Raw genomic sequence first — 18,656 nt, forward strand, 5'->3', positions numbered from 1 at the left:
CATGGCTTTCACCGATCCCACGACGCCGAACTTGGCGGATTTCACGACGTTCGTTTATTCGCAGGGCGTGCCGCAGGCGGACCTCCCTGCCGACTCGGACTATCTCGTGTGGTCGTTCGATATCGCCAAGGCTCGGACACTCGTCGCGCCTTTCAGTCTCCCGCCAATCTTGTATGTGATGGCGGTCTACAACCTGGGCATGCATACGCTCGTCGGGCTGGGTCAAGATTTGGAAGGTCAGACCTTCTTCACGACGGCGAGAGAGAAATTCAAGTTTGGCTCATTCGCCGCCGGCCCTGTCGTTTCTACAGGCGATAACGGTTCGCAGACAACGCTGTTGGCACCAGAGTTCTTGAAGAACTTGACTCTACAGGATCTGGAACTGCTCAAAACGCCGTGGGGAAGATATTACTTGGCCTATGCGCAGCAGGCAGGGTCCACGGCTTTCGGAGTGAGCTAAATGCCAACCTTGAATCTCGGCGTTATTGATGTCGCTTATACGGACGGCGAGACAAAGGGGGCAAACACAACCGGCGAAGTAGCGCAGATCCTTGAGGCCGAATATCACATCATGCGCGTTTTCTTGGAAGAGAACGAAGACATGATCACGGACGCGATCTTGAACGGCTACGAAGGCGCGATCGAATCGCTGGCAATGGGTGCGCCACCGCAGGCCGTGAGTGCAAGCTTGAACCTCGATAAAGTGGAAGCCAGATTCCGGGATTTCCTTTCGAACGAGGAAATGAAGCTGATTTCAGGGAAAAACACGCAGGCGGCAGTCGATCGGGAGACGTTGCGCAGGAAGACTAAAAAGGGGCCGCAACGGCCGGCGTTTGTCGATACGGGCCTATATCAGGCCAGCTTTAAGGCGTGGGTCGATCCATGAGTCTATTCGACGAATATTCCAGCAGCCCAAGTCAGATGGCTGCCGTTTTGCAGGCGGGCTTAGAGCAAATCTCGGGAAACGAGCAAATTTCGTTTCAGCAATATACGAAATCAACGCTTGAGGCGGATGGGTACGTTTTTTGGGTGGCGTCGAGCGCGACCCAAAGTTTCCCTGGCTCTCTGCATGTTTTATCTGATCGAAAGCAAGACGAGGACCAGACGGTAGCGGCAAACCGGTTTGTGTTCACGTCTGAGCAGGAGATAAGCGAGTTCAACAGCATCGCCCCTGGGACCATGTGGATAGGAACATGGACGCTGGATGGTGTTGCGCGCCAATTCGCTTTTGCGGAGAGCGGACTTAACTACAGCAGCGCAGGGATATGGCATTACCGCGGATTCGCCGTGTACCCGGCGATGGCATCGCAACTCGTGTCGAGCGCGGACGACCTTCCTTCGGGACAGATCGTATCGAACAGCTTGCCGATATGGCTGGCGCAAAACAGCATCGCGCCGGTGTATCCGTCGTATCTCGTGCCGGATAATGTAGAGCCCCCCTATGTAGCGGTACACATCGAGCCCTCGCAGACCGTCGCATTGCAGCCTTTCATGGCGATCACTTGGCCTGGCACGACGGAAAGCGGAACCGATGCTGCGCCCTTGCACGATCTGCCTAGCTGGCAACTCATGCGGGACGATGTTCGCCTGATTTTGTACGGATTCACAAACCAACAGGCAATACAGTATCTCGCCTCGCTGATGGATTATTCCATCGAGACCGATAATTTCGGGTTTTGCAACTCGCCTGCGATTCGGGATGAAAAGCGAGCCCAGGTCGAAATATCGGCCATTGCTATGAAGAAAACGATTTTGATTCAGGCGTCCTATTACCAGGCGACGGCTGATGCGATTGCGCGCCGCCTAATCTTGTCGGCGTATGTCACAACCACGAAGGAGTAACAAATGCCTCAAAACCCAATTGTGCCGCGCGCAGGCGGCGGACTGTCTGTGCTGAATATCACGGCGGCCACGGTTGTCAAAAGCTCGCCGGGCACGATCTTCCGGGCAAATGTCGTAGTCGCCGGAACTGCCGCGGGCGGCGTCTATGATGCCTCTGCAACGTCCGGCAACACTGCCGCGAACTTGGTTGCAACGCTCCCCGACACATTGGGTCCGATCGAATTGGAGTTCCCATGCGCGAACGGCATTCTGATCGTTCCGGGGACGGGCCAGACCATCGCAGTTTCGTACTCGTAATTCCAGGAGGCCGCCCAAATGGCGACGACTTATACCCCGACGATCGTAACTGTAAACACGACCGTCACCGATGCGCCTACCGCCTCGCAGTTGCAGCAAAGCGGGGCGCTGATCTCGCTGGGCGGCACCACCCTGACAGAGGGAACCTATCAGTATTGCGGAGATATGGACACGCTGACAGAGATTATCGGCACTGGCGGAAACGAGGCCGAAGTGACCAAAATGGCGACGTCGTTTTTCGCTCAAGGATCGTCTGTTGGTTTGTATGTTCTGGAACTTGGCGCGCAGTCCAGCATTGAGGCGGAAATCTCGGCTCTCGAAACGTGGATCACGGAGAATTCTGGCGTCTTTTATGCGTATCTCGTCCCCGCTGATTGGGATTATGGCTCCGACGAGGTTGGCAGCGTCACGATCACGAGCGGCGGATCTGGTTACACCGCCGCGCCGACTGTGACGTTCTCCGCTCCGTCTTCTGGCACCGCGGCGACGGGCACGGCGATCATCCAGAATGGCGCCGTCACGGGCGTCACGATCACCAGCCCTGGTACAGGCTACACGGCAGCCCCCACAGTCACGTTCTCGGCGCCATCAAGCGGCACGACGGCAACCGGCACAGCCAGCATGGTGTCGGCGCTTGAGGTAATGGCCGCGAACTACGAGAGCCCGAACGGCAAGACATACTTTTTCGTGACGGCCACGACGGCCAATCTGTCTCTCTACAGCGGCAACAAGGCCATTTTCGCTTTGGTGAATAGCCCCACCGCTGCTTCAACCGAGTATCAGGCCGCCGCAGCGTTCTATCAGTGGCTGGTGAATAGTCCAAGCGCATCGAACATGCTGGCACCGATGGCGTTTCGCTATCTGTACAGCGTGACGCCGTGGACGTTGACGGGAAACAAGACGACGATCACCACGATTCTCTCGGATTATGGAAATGTGATCTTGACCGGCGCTGAAGGCGGCATTTCAAAATCCTGCCTGTTTAAAGGCATGCTGGCGGACGGCAGTCAGGCTTCGTGGTGGTATGGTATTGACTGGTTCCAGATCCAGGTTAAGCAAGCGCTGGCCGCAGCCGTCATCAACGGATCGAACAGCAATCCGCCGTTGTTGTACAACCAAGCAGGGATTAACACGCTGCTCTCGGTGATTCAGGGTATTGCAAATAGCGCCGTTTCCTTCGGCTGCGCCGAGAGCATCACTGTGTCTGCGACGTCGTTCACGGACTACACCACGGCAAACCCATCGAATTACAAGGCGGGTATTTACGGCGGATTCTCGGCAACAGTCGTTGGGCAGAACGGATTCCTCTCGATCACGTTCAACATCGACGCCACGCAAATCGCATAAGGAGCCCTAGATGGCAACCAATCCCATGGTGACACAGGGCACCTTGAATCGAGTACGCACGCATGTTGTGTGTTCGGATTACACGAGCTTGAACGTCACCTCGTCGTATATGGGCCGGTCATTCGCACGGCTTGCGTTTGAAGGCGACTTCAATCAACTCATCGGCACGGGCACGAGCGCCGTTACATCGCCAGAGCCGTATGTGTTCGCTACGTTGACACTGAATCTGCTTCGAACGCAAGCGCTATCCCAAAGCTGGATGACGCAGGCGCAATCCAGCACTTCCATAGGAGATGTGACTGCGTACAGCGATGCATCGACTTTCGACGCGGTAACGCTGTCAAATTGCGTCATTCGATCGATTGATCCCGGCGCATATGACGGAACCGATCCGGTGGTGCGCGTCGAGTTGCGTGGGCTGTTTTATGTGAATGACGATATGTGGAGCTATTGATGTCGCTCAATGAGGCAATGAATCTCGTGCTCCCTATCAAGGAGGTGGCGGGCGGGGAAGTCGTCGCTTACCACACGCCGATCAGCCGGGAAGTGTTCGAGGCAAACTTTAAGGTGCTGGCGGCAACAAAGTCCGCCATCGCCAGTAAGGGGCCGTACTACCAGATGGACTCGGGGCCGGTGGTCGCAGCCCTTACCCTCAAGGATGAGGCGGCGCAAGAGGCCGCTTTGCTAGGGGATGTCGACTCTGATGGGCACCCGAATATCGGCGCGGCACGGGCGCTTCTAGAGGACATTAAGCGGCAGACGCTAATCCTATGCCCGACCCCGCAAGGGTGGAAGGAATTGCCCGTGGATATGGCGATCGGCGGCGGCTTTATCGACGCCAGCGACTGGTCGGAGGCGGAATCGGCCATCGTTTTTTTTACTTGCCATTTTGCGCTGGCGAGAAAGGCGCAAAAGGAACGGGTGGCCGCGGCGACGGCTGGCATCCTGAAAGCGTCGATTACGCCCTTATCCAGTTCGGCGTGGATCGCTTCCTTGCAAGAGTCGACTCCGGAGAAGGTTTCGCCGGCGCAGGAATCGTTTGTTCCATCTTAAGGTTCGCGGCGAATGAAGGGTTCGCACAGACATTCGAGCGTCACGAGTCGCGCTATCACTCTGCCAGGGAATTCCGCGAACGGCATATTCTCGGGGCGATAAGGGAATTACTTGGCTAACGAAAAAGTCATCAGCGTCAATATTGACGATCAGCAGTTCAAGGCGTTTTACCAACTGTTCCAGGAGTATGAGGCGGCCGTCGAGGCGATGCCAGAAGACTGGAAGCGCCAGAACGAAGAAATGCGTAAGGCTGCTGCGTCTGCTGGTGCTTTGGATGCGGCAGCCGTTCGCGCCTTGAATAGCTCGGCCGGTGGCGCAGGGAAAGTTGCAGAAGGGGTGAAAAAGGCCACCGATGCCCAAAAGGAGTTTCGCTTAGCGACGGAATCAAGTGGCGCAAGCATGGGGAAGATGGTCAGTCAGGCCAAGTCTCTTGGGCACGAGCTTTTTGGGATTGGAAAGTTCCTGATGAAGATTGGGGCGATTGGCGTCGGCATATCTGGCATCTCTGGAATATTGGGTACGCTTAGCCTGCGCGAGCTTGCTATGTCTGCCGTGCGCGATCGGAAAGAAGCGCGCGGAATGGGCGTTTCCACGGGCCAATTGCGCGCATTTCAAAACGATTTTCAGGGGATCATTGACCCCAGCATTTTGCAGCAGACGGCAGACGCGCAGAATAGCTTTGCTAGCCGGCCAGCGCTGATGCGGGCGTCCGGCCTGAGCTACAACCAAGTCGCAACCATGGCGCCAGATCAATTGGCGCAGGCTACGATGATGCGGCTGCATGACTGGTGGTCGAGCACGCCGGCTCAGATGCGAACGCAAGAGAACTTCGGGGCGATGGGGTTTTCGGCCGCCGGTTACAGCCTTGCCGACGCGCGCAACATTGGAGACATGTCGAGAGAGAAGCTACAGGGGCATTGGGGCGACTACCAGCGCGATTCCAAGTCATTCGACGTCAACAACCGCACAACCGATGCGTGGCTTGAGTTCGCAAATCAGATATCTCGCGCCGGAACGACGATTGAGACATCGCTAACGAACAAGCTTGTCAGCCTGTCGCCATCAATGTCCGGGCTGGTAAAAACCATCACCGAAGACGCTGAGATTCTGCTTAATTCGGCCCTCACGCCGGATAACGTCAAAAAGGTAAGCGACGGGATCAACAGCTTCACGTCATACCTATCTTCGGGGCAAGCGAAGAGCGATATCGAGGCCATAGGAGCGAACATCGGAAAGCTTGCTGATGCACTCAAATGGGCGGCGGATCATTTAAGTTGGATCACTGATACCCTCGGGCCTAAGCCTGGGCAAACGCACGAGTCGATCAAGGGACTGCTTACTGATCCGAAAGCCACGATTGATAATTCTGTCCACAAAAAGACTTGGGATGAAATCGTCAAGCAAGGACCGTCGTCTCTCATGGATCGCGTGAAAGCCAGAACATTTTTGGTGGAAGGGGCGCGAGTTCGATTTAAGGCGGAGGAACAAAACGGCCTGCCCTTGGGATTGCTCGCCGCGCAGCAGCAGGTTGAATCTGGCGGGAATCCCTTCGCCGTGTCAAAGCGCGGGGCTGTAGGTATTGCTCAGTTCATGAGGGATACTTTTCAGGGGATGGGAGGCGCAAACCCTTATGACCCTTACGAATCCACGGACTTGCAGGCGAAGATGGACGCTCGCCTGAAAAAGAAATACGGTGGGGATATAAGGAAAGCTCTGGCAGCTTATAACTGGGGCGAAGGAAATCTCGATAGGGACATTGCCAAGAATGGCGCCAATTGGGAGCGCGGGCTGCCCGATGAAACTACGAAGTATCTGGCGAAGATCCTGGCGGAGTTGCAGAAGCCGCAAACCACAAGCCCCCTGGTGATCCAAAATCAAACGGCGGCACGGATATCTCAACAAATGAACGCGGCAGCTAAATGACAACCGTTTCCACCACTGTAGCGACGGCAACGCGGGCGCTGTACGACCTGGCGTTCCAGGTCACCCCGATTATCCTGGTTGGCGGCATCGCGGCGAATGTGCCGGGCAACATGATGCCGATAATTGGGCTGGTCGGGCAGCTTGCATCGCTCGCTCAGGGGGCGGCAAGCGACAGCGACTTTTATGCCAGATTCATCCCGCAGCCGGGGTCGATGGTCATTAACAATGCCATCGCGAACTACCCTTTTGCAAACACTCAGGTCGCAGCGAACGCGATCGTGCAGCAGCCTTTGCCGGTTTCGCTATTGATGGTGGCGCCAGTCAAAGATGCAGGCGGGTATTTGACCAAGCTATCCCTGTTCACGTCGCTGAGGACTTCGCTTGCGTCGCACAATGCCTCTGGCGGCACGTACCACATCATTACCCCATCTTTTCTATACACCAACTGCCTGATGAAGGGCATGACGGATGTCACGAGCGGCGAGGGAAAGCAGCAACAAATCATGTGGCAGATCGACTTTGAAAAGCCCTTGATCACGCTAGAGGATGCCGATTCGGCAACGAATTCGCTCATGAGTTCGCTAACCAGTGGCAGCCAGCAAACGACGTCGTCTTGGTCTAGCTCGCTGACATCAGTGGGAACGGCGGCGCAAGGGGCGCTTTCGACATCCGGTATATCCGGCATGGTAAGTACGTTCCTTTCATCGGCAATATGACGACCACGACGACTACAAGCACATCGACGGATGCGGCCGGCAACACAGTGACCACGACGGTCACGACCGTGACCACGGCGTTCTCGCCGTCTACCACGGCGAGCCCGCCATTCTCTACGACGTTCACGCTAGACGGTTCGGCTTATACCGGCGCTGCAACGTGGAACATCGCGGCGCAGCGATGGTATCTCACGCTCACTGACTCCAGCGGCAATGTTGCGTGGGCAGGCGCTCTCGTGGGTTCCTCGCTCGACACGGATATTGATCTCGCACCCGGTATTTTTTCGTCATCGACGATCTTGTTCCGCGAAGACTCCGGCAATTTCGAAGTTACGACCACTACGACGAGCACTTCGTAATGCGGTATTACGACATCACCATTCAGGATGGTACGGACGGCAGAACCTACAACTGGTCATCGCAGACCAACGGCGCGGTGAATCCGGCTGCGCTACAGGTTGAGTTCGATCTATTGGTGAATCCCTATGGTTCTTCTTCTGAAATGTCCATGGTTACGATACATGGCATATCAATGGATGAGCTTCGTGCTTCGCAGACGTTCGCCGGAATGAATCTGACGCTGAAAGGCGGGATGCAAAAAGGATTGCCTCTGGCAAAGCCGTCTCAGGCCGGTGTTCTGCTCAAGGGGTACATCATCCAGAGTTTCGGTAATTGGGAGGGAACCGAGCTTTCGATAACGTTCGTCGTCAGCCCAACGGGTTACACGTTTGACAGCCCCGGAAACTTTGTGATGGATTGGCCGGCTGGCACGACTCTAGGCACCGCGCTGAAGAACATGTTTCAGGTTGCGCTTCCCTCGATGACGGTTACCGACAACACCAGCGCGAAGGTTGTGCTTTCGCACCACGAGCAGCATTACGCCTCCACGCTTGATGGGATAGCTGATGTCGTATATGAAATGACGAAAGGGAATTTCGTTGGGTCTTCTTACCCCGGAGTGAAAATAGCAATCCAGGGAGGGGAAATCCAACTGTACGATCAAACCACGCAGGAAACCTACACGCAGATCGAATACACCGATTTGGTGGGTCAGCCCGCATGGTTTGACACCAGTCACATGATGATGAAGCTGGTGATGCGTGCAGATATAAAGGTTGGCTCCTACATAAAGATGCCTCAAGGCATGCAAAGTAGCGCCGGTCAGGTCGTGACCACGGCAAGCTCGCAGCCTGGTCAGGTCAAATATAGCCTCGCCTTCACCGGTACATTTTTGGTTGATTCAGTGCGACATATTGGTGATTTCAGGGGCGCAAACGGAGCCTCGTGGATTACTGTCGTAACATGCCGGCCCACAGTAAATGACTGACTTCTACGAAAAGCTTTCCGTACAGGGAAACGCGAATCTTGCAGCGATCAAGCGCGCAAGGCAGCAGATCGAAGCAGAGGGGCGCGCGCTTCCATGTACGGTGACGGCGGTTTCTGGCGCAGTAATAACCGTATCGTTTGACCTCGATACGTCGCCTTGGACATTGCAACCCATCACGATTCCGAAGGCGGAAAGCCCATGGATGCGAATGCCAACGCAAGTGGGCGACACTGGCGTCGCGATGCCAACCGGATCGTATTTGGGCGGGATATCCGGGCTTGGTGGCGGTACTGGCAAGTATGGCCGCCGCGGCAACCTTTCGACGCTTGTGTTCGTCCCAGTGAGTAGCGCGAATTCCGCGCCCGATGACGAAAACGCGGCGCAGGTGTGCGGCCCGAATGGCGCGATCATCCGCACCACATCGGGGACGACATCAAGCATTGTCACGGACACCAGCGGCACGACGATCACGTTTGGTTCCGTGTCGATCGTCCTGACTGCGAGCGGAATTGTGTTTAACGGAAATGTGACGTTCAACGGCAACGTCGGCCAGCAGGGCGCTGGCGGCACAGAGGGCACCGTGACTTTCACTGCACCAGTGACAGCGCCTGACGTGGTGCTGCCAAACGGCAGCGTCAATGCTCACGTACATGGCGGCGTTGAGTCCGGCAGCAGTGAGACGGCAGTTATGTCAGGGTAGGTCCATCACTTCAATCCATAGCTATCAAGACACGACCGAATTGCCAGGTCGTGTATTTGTGCAGGGCTAGCACGTCGTAATTCTTTGCTGTACACAGCGGAGATCCAGTACTTTGAGAATCCAGAGTCGCCGTATCGAGATAGCTCTTCGTCCAAGCTGACTTTGTCATCTCTATCGTTCGCGATTGATTTGGCTAGGCCGCCGATCCCGCCGCACGACTCTCTCGCAAACGAGATCGTGTCTTTTATCTGTTCGGTTGAATACTCCTGTTCTGATGCATTGACCGAGAATGCGGCGAGAAGGCCCGCAAGCAGAGAGGCAGCCTGTCGAATGTTCATTTAATTATTGTCGCAGAGTGATGAATCAAACCCGCTTCGGCGGGTTTTTTATTGCCCGAAGCAGGAGAGGCCCATGCGGACATGGGGGCGAGACAGCAGTGGCAACTGGGTGAAGGTGGAAACTGACGCCAACGGGTACAACGACAACGTTTATCTGACCGCGCTGGCCCAAGTTTTAAAGCTGAACACCGGGGAATCGCCATTTTATGCGAACTACGGCATACCGGCGCACCAAACCTTGGTGACACAGGTTTTCCCGGATTTTTACGTCATGCAGACGCAGCAGCAGTTTGCACAGTACTTCGCTTCATTGACGATTACTCGGGTCGCTACCGATTCAAGCCCGACCTACAAGATTTCAGCGATTTCGCACAGCGGCGCTATTCTGAATAAGACGATTGCAACATGACGATTCCATTAGTGATGAGTACGAGCGGCCCGCAGACGACCACGCCGGCCACGTTGCGATCGAATCTGCTGGCCGCTGTGTCGGCGTCCAATTCAGACTACACGGCGAATCTACCGGGGTCGCTGATAGAAGACATCGCATCGACCCAGGTGGGTGCTTTGTCGATGATTGATCAGGCCCGAGTTGATGCCGTGAATAGCGTTACGCCATATGGCGCCAATGCATTCGTCCTAGCCCAACAAGGCACGATGCTCGGCATACCTCAGGGTGGCGCATCAAATACAAGCGTTTATGTGGTGATCTCCGGCCCTGCCGGGTACATCATCCCAGCAGGTTTTATCGTCTCCGATGGGTCCTACCAATATCAGATTCAGGATGGCGGCGTCATTCTGACATCAGGTTCGACCAATCAGCTTTATGCTGTCGCGACCACGAGTGGTTCGTGGGCTGTTGCGCAGGGCGCGGTTAATACCATCATCACCTCGGTTCAGTCGGGATACACGCTCACCGTAACGAACCCACAAGCTGGCACGGCAGGCGACACGGACGGCGAATCAGTCCAAGACTATCGGTCGCGGATATTGGAGGCTGCCACGATTGCGGGTCAAGGTACGCCTGCATACCTGTACACACTCCTTAAAAAGGTTTCGGGCGTCACGCCGCGCCTGGTAGCCATTCTGCAAGCTGCGACCGGCTGGGAGGTGATTTGCGGAGGCGGTGATTCGTACGACGTTGCCGCGGCTATTTACGCAGGCACATTGGATCTTTCGACGATCGTAGGCTCGAATACGGTATCCAGGAATATCAGCGTCACGCTGACCGACTCACCCAATCAGTACACGATCCCGTATGTGAATCCGCCGCAGCAAACTGTAACGGTGACGACCACCTGGAACACGAACCTGAGTAATTTTTCGGCGGGCGCTCAAGTGAATCAGCTGGGGGCGCCATCGATCGTGTCATATATCAACGGGATAACGGTTGGGCAGCCGATCAACCTACTGGAGATGCAAAACGCGTTTCAGTCCGCTGTGTCTAGCGTTTTGCCGACCAACAATCTGACGACCTTGACGTTCACGGTGTATGTCAACGGGTCCGTAGTGAGTCCGGCAACCGGCACATCAATGATCACGTCGGACACCGAAAGCTACTTTTACTGTTCGTCCTCGGGGGCGACTGTGAGCCAAGGATGACGTATGCAGATTGAATCGTTCTCCACGACGCCATTAGCAGATGTCATCAAGAGCTATTTGTATCTACAGTATTCCGATGACGATGATCTTCAGGCGTTCGTTTCAAGCTTCAACTCCTTGTCTCAGTCATACCTTGATTGGTTTAGGAATTCGCCGCTTTCGGTGTACACGTCGGACCAAATAGCAGGCTTACTGCTGGATTGGATCGCCCAGGGGATTTATGGGATAGAGCGACCCGTCCTGACTTCAAGCAGCACTATGAAGTGGGGCGAGATCAATAACGTAGCCTTCAATACACGATCGTTTAACTCCCAGGCGAGAATCACTTCGGGGACTGCTGCGCAAGTAACGGACGACATCTACAAGCGTGTACTCACTTGGCACACGTATCTAGGAGATGGTCGACAAGCATCCGTGTCATGGCTGCGTCGCCGGGTCGCAAGATTTCTATTCGGGACGAACGGGACGGACATAGCCGCGGATTATTTCAGGCAGGTAAGCATTTCACGTGCGGCAACAGGTTATGCCGGTGCATTTAATACGGCCGCATTCAACACGGTTCCGTTCAATCAATTGGCATCGCAAACAACGCTTGCTGCGCGCTCGCTGACGATCAGTGTTCCGGCGAGCGCGGCGGCGACAGCATTCAAGACGTTGGTGGCAGAGGGCTATCTCGCGCTTCCGTTCCAAGTAACATTTAACGTGATCATCCATTCATGAGCACTTTCGTATTTGCCAACAACGTAAGCACTCAGCTTGCAGCCGCCGCGACATCAACACAGACCTCGCTGACGCTCGCATCTAGCTCAAATTTCCCGACGCTGTCGTCGGGGCAGATAATGCCGTTGACGCTGAAAGATGCGGCCACAGGGGCTATATACGAAACCGTTTATGTGACAGCCATAAGCGGCGTCACGTTGACTGTCACGCGAGCGCAGGAGGGCACGGGCGCGCAAACGTGGAGCATCGGAGATTACGCATTCTGCGCCCCGACTGCGGGAACTGTTCTTCCTGTTGGGGGCAGCACCGGCAATCCCCTCAACGCCGGAACGGCCGTAACGAGTACGGAAGTTCCCACGCTGGCGCAAGCGCAGTCTGGCGCCATAGAAGCCGCAGTAGCAAGCGGCACCGCGAATGCGATCGTGCTGACGCGCACGGTGCCTGTCACGGCGCTGACGGACCAGATGAAGGTCCGCTTCAAGGCAGTTGCGACGAACACGGGTGCGGTTACGCTGAACGATTCAGGACTTGGCGCGAAGAACCTATACGGGCAGAGCAATGTGGCGCTTGTGGGCGGCGAGATCGTTTCGGGCGGCGAGTACGAGGCCATCTATAACTCGACAGCCGGCGCGTATCAGCTTGTTGCGCAGTCGGGTGGCGCGATGCAGGTTTCGCCAGCGACTGCCCCATCCCATGCGGCCCAATCGGCGCAAATCCCGGAAATGATTGGCGGCACGCCGCGGATGTCAGCGAGCGCAGCTCTCGGCGCAACGACAGCGACATTCACCGATGATTTTGTGAATGTGACGTCATCACTCGGTTTGCCGGGGCACAAGATTGCGAATTTCTCGGCTACGCTGGACTTGACCAAGCTGAATGTCATAAATGGCATGATCGGCAGCGCACCGACGGCGGGGCAATTCGTCGGGGTGTATGCGGTATTCAACCCTTTGACCGGTGCATATGGCGTTGTTGGATTCCCGTACGCCGCAACGGCAGCGATACCGTCGATTGCAACTCTGGTCGCATCGTATCTTGCCGGTTTCACGGAAACCTCGTTGATCGGGACTGTTCCGGCGCATCAATCAAACGCGGGGCAGTTTGATCACTTCAACGCACGCGGCAAGTACGTCCGGCGCACAGCGGTGACAATGGTGAACGTGTCGGCTTCTGTCGCATCTCTGACGTCGCAATCGACGGGTATCGCAATCCCAGCGAGTGCGATCAAGATGAAAGGAAACATGTTCGCGACGAGCACGTCAACAAGTTCGTCTTCGAATGTTCTGCAGTTGGCATCAGACGGGACCGGTCTTGACGCCAATATCGCGGCGAACGGCACGACGACGATTCAAGAGCCGTATGAACTTCTCATGCAGACCGCAAACACGTTCTTTTACTCTAACAGCGCCAGCGTTGGTACTCCGCAATCGCAAGTTACCTGCACTGGCTATGAGTGGGCCTAAAACATGTACGTGATATTCAGCGACAGCACGAAAACGGTGATTACGGGGATTGTCTCCGCGCCGGCAGACTCGACGCTTTTTCCGAGTCAAGGCGAAGTGACGGCGTCGGACGCTCGTTATGAGACGTTTTACGATTCGCTTCCCGCGATGATGCAATCTGCGTTGCCACCGAAACTGACCGCCGAGGAAGACACGGCAGCGCAAGCCGCGCAGGCGGCGGCACTCACGGCAGTGAACAGTGCTGCGGCCGAAGCAGCCGCTGCGCTTGCAGAACAGCAGGCAGCGCAGAAAGCGGCGGATGAAGAGGCGGCGAAAGCGGCAGAGGATGCGGCTGCGGGCGCGGCAACGAACGGAACCGCGACGTCTAGCGCCGAAGCCCCGACCGCCGCGGCAGACGTCGGCACTGAGCCCGCGTCTGTCACAAGCGATGCGACGGACGCGACCAAGACGTGACGCTTCGCCGACCCAGCACCAACCGCCTCAGGGCGGTTTTTTTACGCCCGCAGAAAACGCAATTTGGAGCGCCGGCCGATGGATTGGTCCGATGTAGGGAAGATGGTCGGCGGCGTGTTGTTTGGCGGCGTCTCGTGGGGTGCCGCCGCGCGGGTTTGGCGGCAGATCGATCGTGTGCGGCAAGCGAAGTCGGAGGGCGACACGGAGGTCGTCAGAGCATCGTTGGCAGCCGAGGTGGACACGATTGCTCGCTACGAGAAGCTTGCCGAGCTTGCGGAAAAGCGAGCGGAGCGTGCGGAGCTACGGGAGTTGGCTGCCGTCGAGCGCGCTGACCGTGCCGAAGTCAGGGAGCGTGATGCAGATGAGCGCGCGCGCAGGGCCGAAAGCAAAGTTGAAGAATTGGAGAGACGAATTGCACGCCTCGAATCGACTATCGGAAAGCGTCGCCAGGGCGATGCGTAATTTGAAGGTTCTCTATGCCTTTCTGGCGGTTTTTGCGCTGACTGGCTTGGTGTGTGTGAGCTTGGTGGGCGTCTATATCGGGGCAAGCATCTCCGAATCTCGATGGCAGAAAGAGAAGCTGGATTACGAGCAGCGACTTGGCACAGAGACCGCGCGAAGCCTACAGCAAGCCAATGACTACAGCGCGCACTTCAATGTGCTGGCTGCTGGGATCAAGCAGACCCAGCAAGACGTAGCTGAATTGCGGACGAAGTTTGACCGCGAAGCGATCCGGCGAGACAGAGCAAGCGCTGCCGCTATCGCCGCCGCAGAGGAAGCGTCGCAAAAAGCCGCCTCACTTGGCAAGCAACTGAGTGCGCAGCAACAAGTGATCGTCGCAAAGACGACCGAGGCAGTCAACGCCGCGAAAGCCACAGAAAAGAAGCTTGATACAGCGACGTTGCCCGCCGCTGTCGTGCCGGCCCATCCGTGGGGCAAATAACCAACAACGCCCAAGGGGGCCAAGTGAGCAATGAGCAAAATCAAAATAGTCCTCGTGGAGGACTGGCAGCATTTTTGGAAGTGGTCGTCAGTGCGATTCTCGGCCGCTTTCGCCGCGCTGATGCTTCTGTCCCCGCAGTTGATGCAGATGTTAGCGGATCATTGGCCGGATCTAGCGCCGTTCATAGCGCACCTGTTCCCGAAACAAGACCAGAGCCTGTGGCCGGCGATCGGAGCAGTGTTGACGATCCTGGCCCGGATCACGTCGATCGAGCGGCGGGGGCCTCCACAATGACGCCGGCCGCATTCCAGCGCGCAACCGGCGTCAATTCTGTCCTGGCCGCGCGCTGGTGCGACGTAGTGTCGGTCGCGATGTTCGAGTTCGGCATCAACACGCCAGCGTACCAAGCGGCGTTCCTCGCGCAAATTGGACACGAGTCGATCGGCTTCACAACGCTTGTCGAGAGCTTCAATTATTCGGTCGCCTCGCTAACTGCGACGTTCGGCCCGACCGGATCAAAGCGTTTGACGCTTGAGCAGTGCGAGCAGCTAGGTCGCGCGCCGAGCGAGAAAGCAGTACCGATCGAGCGGCAGCAGCAGATCGCGAACATCGTGTACGGCGGGCGCGGTGGCAACCGCCTGCCCGGCGACGGCTGGACGTTTCGGGGCCGCGGCCTGATCCAAAACACGTTCCGCGAGAACTACGAAAAAGTCGGGACTGGCATCGATGTTGATTTGATCGTCAATCCCGATCTTCTGATGCTGCCGGAGCATGCCGCGCGCGGTGCCGCGTATTACTGGCGCTCAATCAACGGCAACGGGTATGTCGATCGGAATGACTTCACTGGTCTGACGAAAGCCATCAACGGCGGCACAAACGGGCTCGCGGATCGGACTTTGCGCTGGGAAGTGGCAAAGAACGCAATGGGGGTAATCGTATGAGCGCAATTTTGTCGATGTTCTCGGGCGCGTGGCCGGTGATTCTCGGCGTGCTCACTGCCGTCGCGGGCGTTGTGTTCGGGCTGTTCAAGCGGCAAGAAGCGAAGACAGCGACGGCGCAAGCCGAAACGCAAGCGGCCAAGGCTGATGCGGCGACAACACAAGCTCAGGCGGCGCGCGCCGACGCGGATGCGGCGCAGGCCGCGCTGACCAAAGTGCAATCTGCTGCGACGGACCGGCAAGCGATCGAAAAGAGCGTGGCCGACACGGCGGCGGCCGGAGGGCTGGACAAGGCGCTCAAAGATGAGGGGTTCGTCGGATGAAAGCGATTCTTACCATGCTACCGCTCATCGCATTGACGGCGTGTGCCGATGCGCCGACGAAGCCCGCAGCGATCGAATACAAGACGCAGGTAATCGATTCGTCCTGCACCCGGTTCGACATCATCAAAGTGCCGCCCGAAGACCTCGCGGTCATCTCGTCAACGCTGAAGGCGCGGATTTTGGCCCATGATCGCGCGTGGGTTCAAGAGTGCGGCGCGCAGAAGCCTTAACGGAAGTCGAAGTGGCGCGCGCAGGGGCTGGCGTCGGCCCCAGCGTTATCCAAAACGCATCTGTAAGTCATTGTTTTATATGGTTGCATTGAGGTGCTTTTGATGTTTGTAGCATCCCCTAAAATAATGGTGTAAGTATCTGATAAATAAAAATAAAATGCCATTTTATACTACATCGTCAGCACGATGATCCGCATGCTCGGATGCTGCCGTCGTAATGTCGAGAGGAGTCGCAGGCCATCCTGTTGCCGACTTCCCGGCATCGAGAAGTCCGTAACCAGAACGTCGCACGGCGATTGGCTATTCTCTTCCTGCGTTTTCAGGCAGGCCATCAATTCATCGCAGCTGGTGGCTGTCCCTATGATATCGATGTTCGGCATCGTGGCGCAGACGTGCTCCACGCCACTAAGGAAAAACGGGTGGTCGTCAGCTACTATCACTCGACAAGTCATGACTGCTCCATCATGGAAAAGGCGCTCGAAGAGCGCGGAAAACCCGCGTAAAAACAGGACCTGCGTCGTTGATGATCACAACGGCGACAGGGCAACAAGTGAAAGGCACCGTCGGCAAAATAGATCATCCCGATTTTCGTCATGCAACACGGGCTTTGGGGAATGTCTCAATTACGGCATGGTGCCCATTTTGCGAAGATGCCGAAACGTGACTGGTCTCAATACCTGTGCGGATGCTTGCCGTTGCGGGACCAACCCTGTTGCTTTACATCGCGAGTACCACCGGTCCCGCAATCGACCCAAGGAACAATCGCTTACGCCGAGTTTCCTTATGCGGCCACACATGCGTTGCACCAGCCTGTGATAGGGTATGAAACGTCAGGTCATCAAAAAGCGAGACCCTCCCTTATTGGCCGGGAACCCTAACGCCTTGCCGCTTCCTACTAGGCATATTTTTCATGCAGACCTACATTCGTAGCCTGATACGCTTTCATCACCGCCTTTACGGGGCGCTTGTCATAGGTGTCATTGCCGCTGCGCTGGCACCTTCGAAATGGCACGTATTCGAGAGGTTTTTATTCGGCTGGAATGTCGGTCTATGGCTTTATCTGATCCTGTTATGGACGATGATGTATCGTGCGGAGTCCGCCCGTTGGCGCGTCGCGCTCGACAGTGAAGACGAAAGCGCCTCTACCATTCTGATCACCACCTGTGTGGCTGCATTGGCCAGTATCGCCGCCATTGTTTTTGAACTGGGTACCGCACATGCCGCGGGAAGCAGTAGTCAGAAGGCATTGCATCTGCTCCTCTCGGGTTTTGCATTGATCGGCGCATGGACTCTGCTGCCAACGGTTTTCACCGTGTACTACGCCCGCTTGTTCTACATGCATCATAGTTGGACTGATGCACCAATGCCAAGATCAGACGATCGTGTCGCTTCGCTTGCGAAATCGTCACTGCCGCTGCGTTTTCCAGATGACAAACTGCATCCCGATTATGTTGATTTTGCCTACTTTGCTTTCACGATCGCTGTAGCGGCACAAACTTCCGACGTCGCGGTCGCGGACTCCGCCACACGGCGCTTTACGCTGATTCAGTCGGTTTTAGCGTTCTTTTTTAACCTTGCGATTCTTGGACTTTCCGTCAATATCGCCGCGAGTTTATTCAATTGAACCGCTCGATGCCATGCCCATACAAAGACTGAAAAAAAGCCTCTGGCGCGTGATAATAGGATCAATTCTTGCGACTGGATGCGCCAGTCGGCATCATCAAGGCCGCGTGTTGCTTCGCCAAGGGCAGGCCATCTTCGTCATGTTCGTGGTCCACGCACGGCATGCTGCGCGACGTCATGGCAACGCGTGATCGCGCAGGCAGTTAGAATGCGAACTGCTCTCCAATTTTCCGCTGATCGCAATGGCCTCTGCTGACTTGCCTCGTTCCAAAATCGACGTTGTATCCCCGACGCCTGCGGATGCTCGCCGCGACAACGCGGCAGTATCGTCGAGTCATGTGTCACACGTTCACCTGACGGATGTCGATCTGCGCATCGATCCGCAAGCCGCCGTGTATGTGAAGGACGAGGTAGTCAGCGTCGTTTTCGCCACTCATTCCGGCGCATTGCTCAGCTTGGAAGGTCCGAATGCCTACCAGGTCAACGATGCCTTGATAGAGGCGGCCACCGGTGAGCGTTGGGTCGTCTCGCGCGCGCGTTTCGATCCCAAATACGTGCCAGCAGATCCAGTGCTCATACATGGCGCCGATGGTGCGTATCGCAACCTGCCCACGCCGGTGTTGGCCAGACGCATGGACGCGCCTTTTACCATTGCACGCAGTGCCGGCGGCGATTGTCTGCAAGGCGGCGCCGGAGATTGGCTTCTCCAATACGCACCGTCCGACTATGGCGTGGTGCAACAGGCGCGATTTGCGAGAGTTTATCGGCCGGTGTCCGTTTCGCTGTCACCCGACCCGTCAGGCATAGTAGTTAATGAT

Annotated in this window: 25 protein-coding genes and 1 pseudogene; 25 read left to right on the forward strand and 1 reads right to left on the reverse strand. The window is 56.4% G+C overall.

Annotated elements, in window-relative coordinates; all coding sequences use genetic code 11:
* Nucleotide 1 precedes the first annotated feature (1 nt).
* From SJQ66_RS03895 to SJQ66_RS04005, 23 genes are all read left to right on the forward strand, one after another.
* Nucleotides 2-460: a hypothetical protein gene (locus SJQ66_RS03895; RefSeq protein ID WP_320533661.1), complete on the forward strand. Its 459-nt coding sequence runs from the start codon at nucleotides 2-4 to the stop codon at nucleotides 458-460.
* Nucleotides 461-886, forward strand: coding sequence for a hypothetical protein (locus tag SJQ66_RS03900; RefSeq protein WP_320533662.1), 426 nt, complete (start codon nucleotides 461-463; stop codon nucleotides 884-886).
* Entirely contained in the window at nucleotides 883-1,842 is a 960-nt protein-coding gene (locus tag SJQ66_RS03905) for a hypothetical protein (protein ID WP_320533663.1), read from the forward strand. The genes SJQ66_RS03900 and SJQ66_RS03905 overlap by 4 nt, the downstream gene beginning before the upstream one ends.
* A 3-nt stretch (nucleotides 1,843-1,845) precedes the next feature.
* The gene (locus SJQ66_RS03910) at nucleotides 1,846-2,139 is read left to right on the forward strand and encodes a hypothetical protein (protein ID WP_320533664.1); all 294 of its coding nucleotides are present in this window, start codon (nucleotides 1,846-1,848) and stop codon (nucleotides 2,137-2,139) included.
* Between the two features lie 18 nt (nucleotides 2,140-2,157).
* Nucleotides 2,158-3,486, forward strand: coding sequence for a hypothetical protein (locus tag SJQ66_RS03915; RefSeq protein ID WP_320533665.1), 1,329 nt, complete (start codon nucleotides 2,158-2,160; stop codon nucleotides 3,484-3,486).
* Nucleotides 3,487-3,496: 10 nt separating this feature from the next.
* Nucleotides 3,497-3,940: a hypothetical protein gene (locus SJQ66_RS03920; protein WP_320533666.1), complete on the forward strand. Its 444-nt coding sequence runs from the start codon at nucleotides 3,497-3,499 to the stop codon at nucleotides 3,938-3,940.
* Nucleotides 3,940-4,539 carry a hypothetical protein gene (locus SJQ66_RS03925; protein ID WP_320533667.1) on the forward strand — a complete coding sequence of 200 codons (600 nt, stop codon included), beginning with the start codon at nucleotides 3,940-3,942 and terminating at the stop codon, nucleotides 4,537-4,539. The genes SJQ66_RS03920 and SJQ66_RS03925 overlap by 1 nt, the downstream gene beginning before the upstream one ends.
* Nucleotides 4,540-4,650: 111 nt before the next feature.
* Nucleotides 4,651-6,462 carry a lytic transglycosylase domain-containing protein gene (locus SJQ66_RS03930; RefSeq protein ID WP_320533668.1) on the forward strand — a complete coding sequence of 604 codons (1,812 nt, stop codon included), beginning with the start codon at nucleotides 4,651-4,653 and terminating at the stop codon, nucleotides 6,460-6,462.
* Nucleotides 6,459-7,178, forward strand: a complete 720-nt coding sequence (locus SJQ66_RS03935; protein WP_320533669.1) for a hypothetical protein — start codon at nucleotides 6,459-6,461, stop codon at nucleotides 7,176-7,178. The genes SJQ66_RS03930 and SJQ66_RS03935 overlap by 4 nt, the downstream gene beginning before the upstream one ends.
* Nucleotides 7,175-7,537 (forward strand): hypothetical protein, encoded by a 363-nt coding sequence (locus SJQ66_RS03940; RefSeq protein ID WP_320533670.1) that lies wholly within the window; start codon nucleotides 7,175-7,177, stop codon nucleotides 7,535-7,537. The genes SJQ66_RS03935 and SJQ66_RS03940 overlap by 4 nt, the downstream gene beginning before the upstream one ends.
* On the forward strand, nucleotides 7,537-8,505 hold the full coding sequence (locus SJQ66_RS03945) for a hypothetical protein (protein ID WP_320533671.1): 969 nt from the start codon (nucleotides 7,537-7,539) through the stop codon (nucleotides 8,503-8,505). The genes SJQ66_RS03940 and SJQ66_RS03945 overlap by 1 nt, the downstream gene beginning before the upstream one ends.
* On the forward strand, nucleotides 8,498-9,205 hold the full coding sequence (locus SJQ66_RS03950; protein WP_320533672.1) for a hypothetical protein: 708 nt from the start codon (nucleotides 8,498-8,500) through the stop codon (nucleotides 9,203-9,205). The genes SJQ66_RS03945 and SJQ66_RS03950 overlap by 8 nt, the downstream gene beginning before the upstream one ends.
* Before the next feature lie 411 nt (nucleotides 9,206-9,616).
* Complete coding sequence (locus tag SJQ66_RS03955) at nucleotides 9,617-9,952, forward strand: hypothetical protein (RefSeq protein WP_320533673.1); 336 nt, start codon at nucleotides 9,617-9,619, stop codon at nucleotides 9,950-9,952.
* Complete coding sequence (locus SJQ66_RS03960; protein ID WP_320533674.1) at nucleotides 9,949-11,145, forward strand: baseplate J/gp47 family protein; 1,197 nt, start codon at nucleotides 9,949-9,951, stop codon at nucleotides 11,143-11,145. Before SJQ66_RS03955 ends, SJQ66_RS03960 begins: the two co-directional genes overlap by 4 nt.
* Before the next feature lie 3 nt (nucleotides 11,146-11,148).
* Complete coding sequence (locus SJQ66_RS03965) at nucleotides 11,149-11,865, forward strand: hypothetical protein (protein WP_320533675.1); 717 nt, start codon at nucleotides 11,149-11,151, stop codon at nucleotides 11,863-11,865.
* Nucleotides 11,862-13,328 (forward strand): hypothetical protein, encoded by a 1,467-nt coding sequence (locus SJQ66_RS03970; protein WP_320533676.1) that lies wholly within the window; start codon nucleotides 11,862-11,864, stop codon nucleotides 13,326-13,328. Before SJQ66_RS03965 ends, SJQ66_RS03970 begins: the two co-directional genes overlap by 4 nt.
* 3 nt (nucleotides 13,329-13,331) lie before the next feature.
* Entirely contained in the window at nucleotides 13,332-13,781 is a 450-nt protein-coding gene (locus tag SJQ66_RS03975; RefSeq protein ID WP_320533677.1) for a hypothetical protein, read from the forward strand.
* Nucleotides 13,782-13,859: 78 nt separating this feature from the next.
* Nucleotides 13,860-14,243: a hypothetical protein gene (locus SJQ66_RS03980; RefSeq protein ID WP_320533678.1), complete on the forward strand. Its 384-nt coding sequence runs from the start codon at nucleotides 13,860-13,862 to the stop codon at nucleotides 14,241-14,243.
* On the forward strand, nucleotides 14,236-14,724 hold the full coding sequence (locus SJQ66_RS03985; RefSeq protein ID WP_320533679.1) for a hypothetical protein: 489 nt from the start codon (nucleotides 14,236-14,238) through the stop codon (nucleotides 14,722-14,724). The genes SJQ66_RS03980 and SJQ66_RS03985 overlap by 8 nt, the downstream gene beginning before the upstream one ends.
* A 30-nt stretch (nucleotides 14,725-14,754) precedes the next feature.
* Entirely contained in the window at nucleotides 14,755-15,018 is a 264-nt protein-coding gene (locus tag SJQ66_RS03990) for a DUF7940 domain-containing protein (protein WP_253465268.1), read from the forward strand.
* On the forward strand, nucleotides 15,015-15,665 hold the full coding sequence (locus tag SJQ66_RS03995) for a glycoside hydrolase family 19 protein (protein WP_320533680.1): 651 nt from the start codon (nucleotides 15,015-15,017) through the stop codon (nucleotides 15,663-15,665). Before SJQ66_RS03990 ends, SJQ66_RS03995 begins: the two co-directional genes overlap by 4 nt.
* Entirely contained in the window at nucleotides 15,662-15,985 is a 324-nt protein-coding gene (locus tag SJQ66_RS04000) for a hypothetical protein (protein ID WP_320533681.1), read from the forward strand. The genes SJQ66_RS03995 and SJQ66_RS04000 overlap by 4 nt, the downstream gene beginning before the upstream one ends.
* Nucleotides 15,982-16,215: a hypothetical protein gene (locus SJQ66_RS04005; RefSeq protein ID WP_320533682.1), complete on the forward strand. Its 234-nt coding sequence runs from the start codon at nucleotides 15,982-15,984 to the stop codon at nucleotides 16,213-16,215. Before SJQ66_RS04000 ends, SJQ66_RS04005 begins: the two co-directional genes overlap by 4 nt.
* Before the next feature lie 170 nt (nucleotides 16,216-16,385).
* On the opposite strand, the gene SJQ66_RS04010 is transcribed toward SJQ66_RS04005, so the two are convergent.
* Complete coding sequence (locus tag SJQ66_RS04010) at nucleotides 16,386-16,667, reverse strand: response regulator (RefSeq protein ID WP_320533683.1); 282 nt, start codon at nucleotides 16,665-16,667, stop codon at nucleotides 16,386-16,388.
* Between the two features lie 458 nt (nucleotides 16,668-17,125).
* Between SJQ66_RS04010 and SJQ66_RS04015 the strand changes: the two genes are divergently transcribed.
* Together SJQ66_RS04015 and SJQ66_RS04020 are read left to right on the forward strand one after the other, a co-directional pair.
* Complete coding sequence (locus SJQ66_RS04015) at nucleotides 17,126-17,839, forward strand: DUF1345 domain-containing protein (RefSeq protein WP_024904440.1); 714 nt, start codon at nucleotides 17,126-17,128, stop codon at nucleotides 17,837-17,839.
* 352 nt (nucleotides 17,840-18,191) lie between these two features.
* Nucleotides 18,192-18,605 (forward strand): annotated as a pseudogene (locus tag SJQ66_RS04020) (PGDYG domain-containing protein); the annotation flags it as partial.
* Nucleotides 18,606-18,656 lie beyond the last annotated feature (51 nt).

This window comes from Robbsia andropogonis (genome assembly GCF_034047095.1).
Taxonomy (GTDB): domain Bacteria; phylum Pseudomonadota; class Gammaproteobacteria; order Burkholderiales; family Burkholderiaceae; genus Robbsia; species Robbsia andropogonis.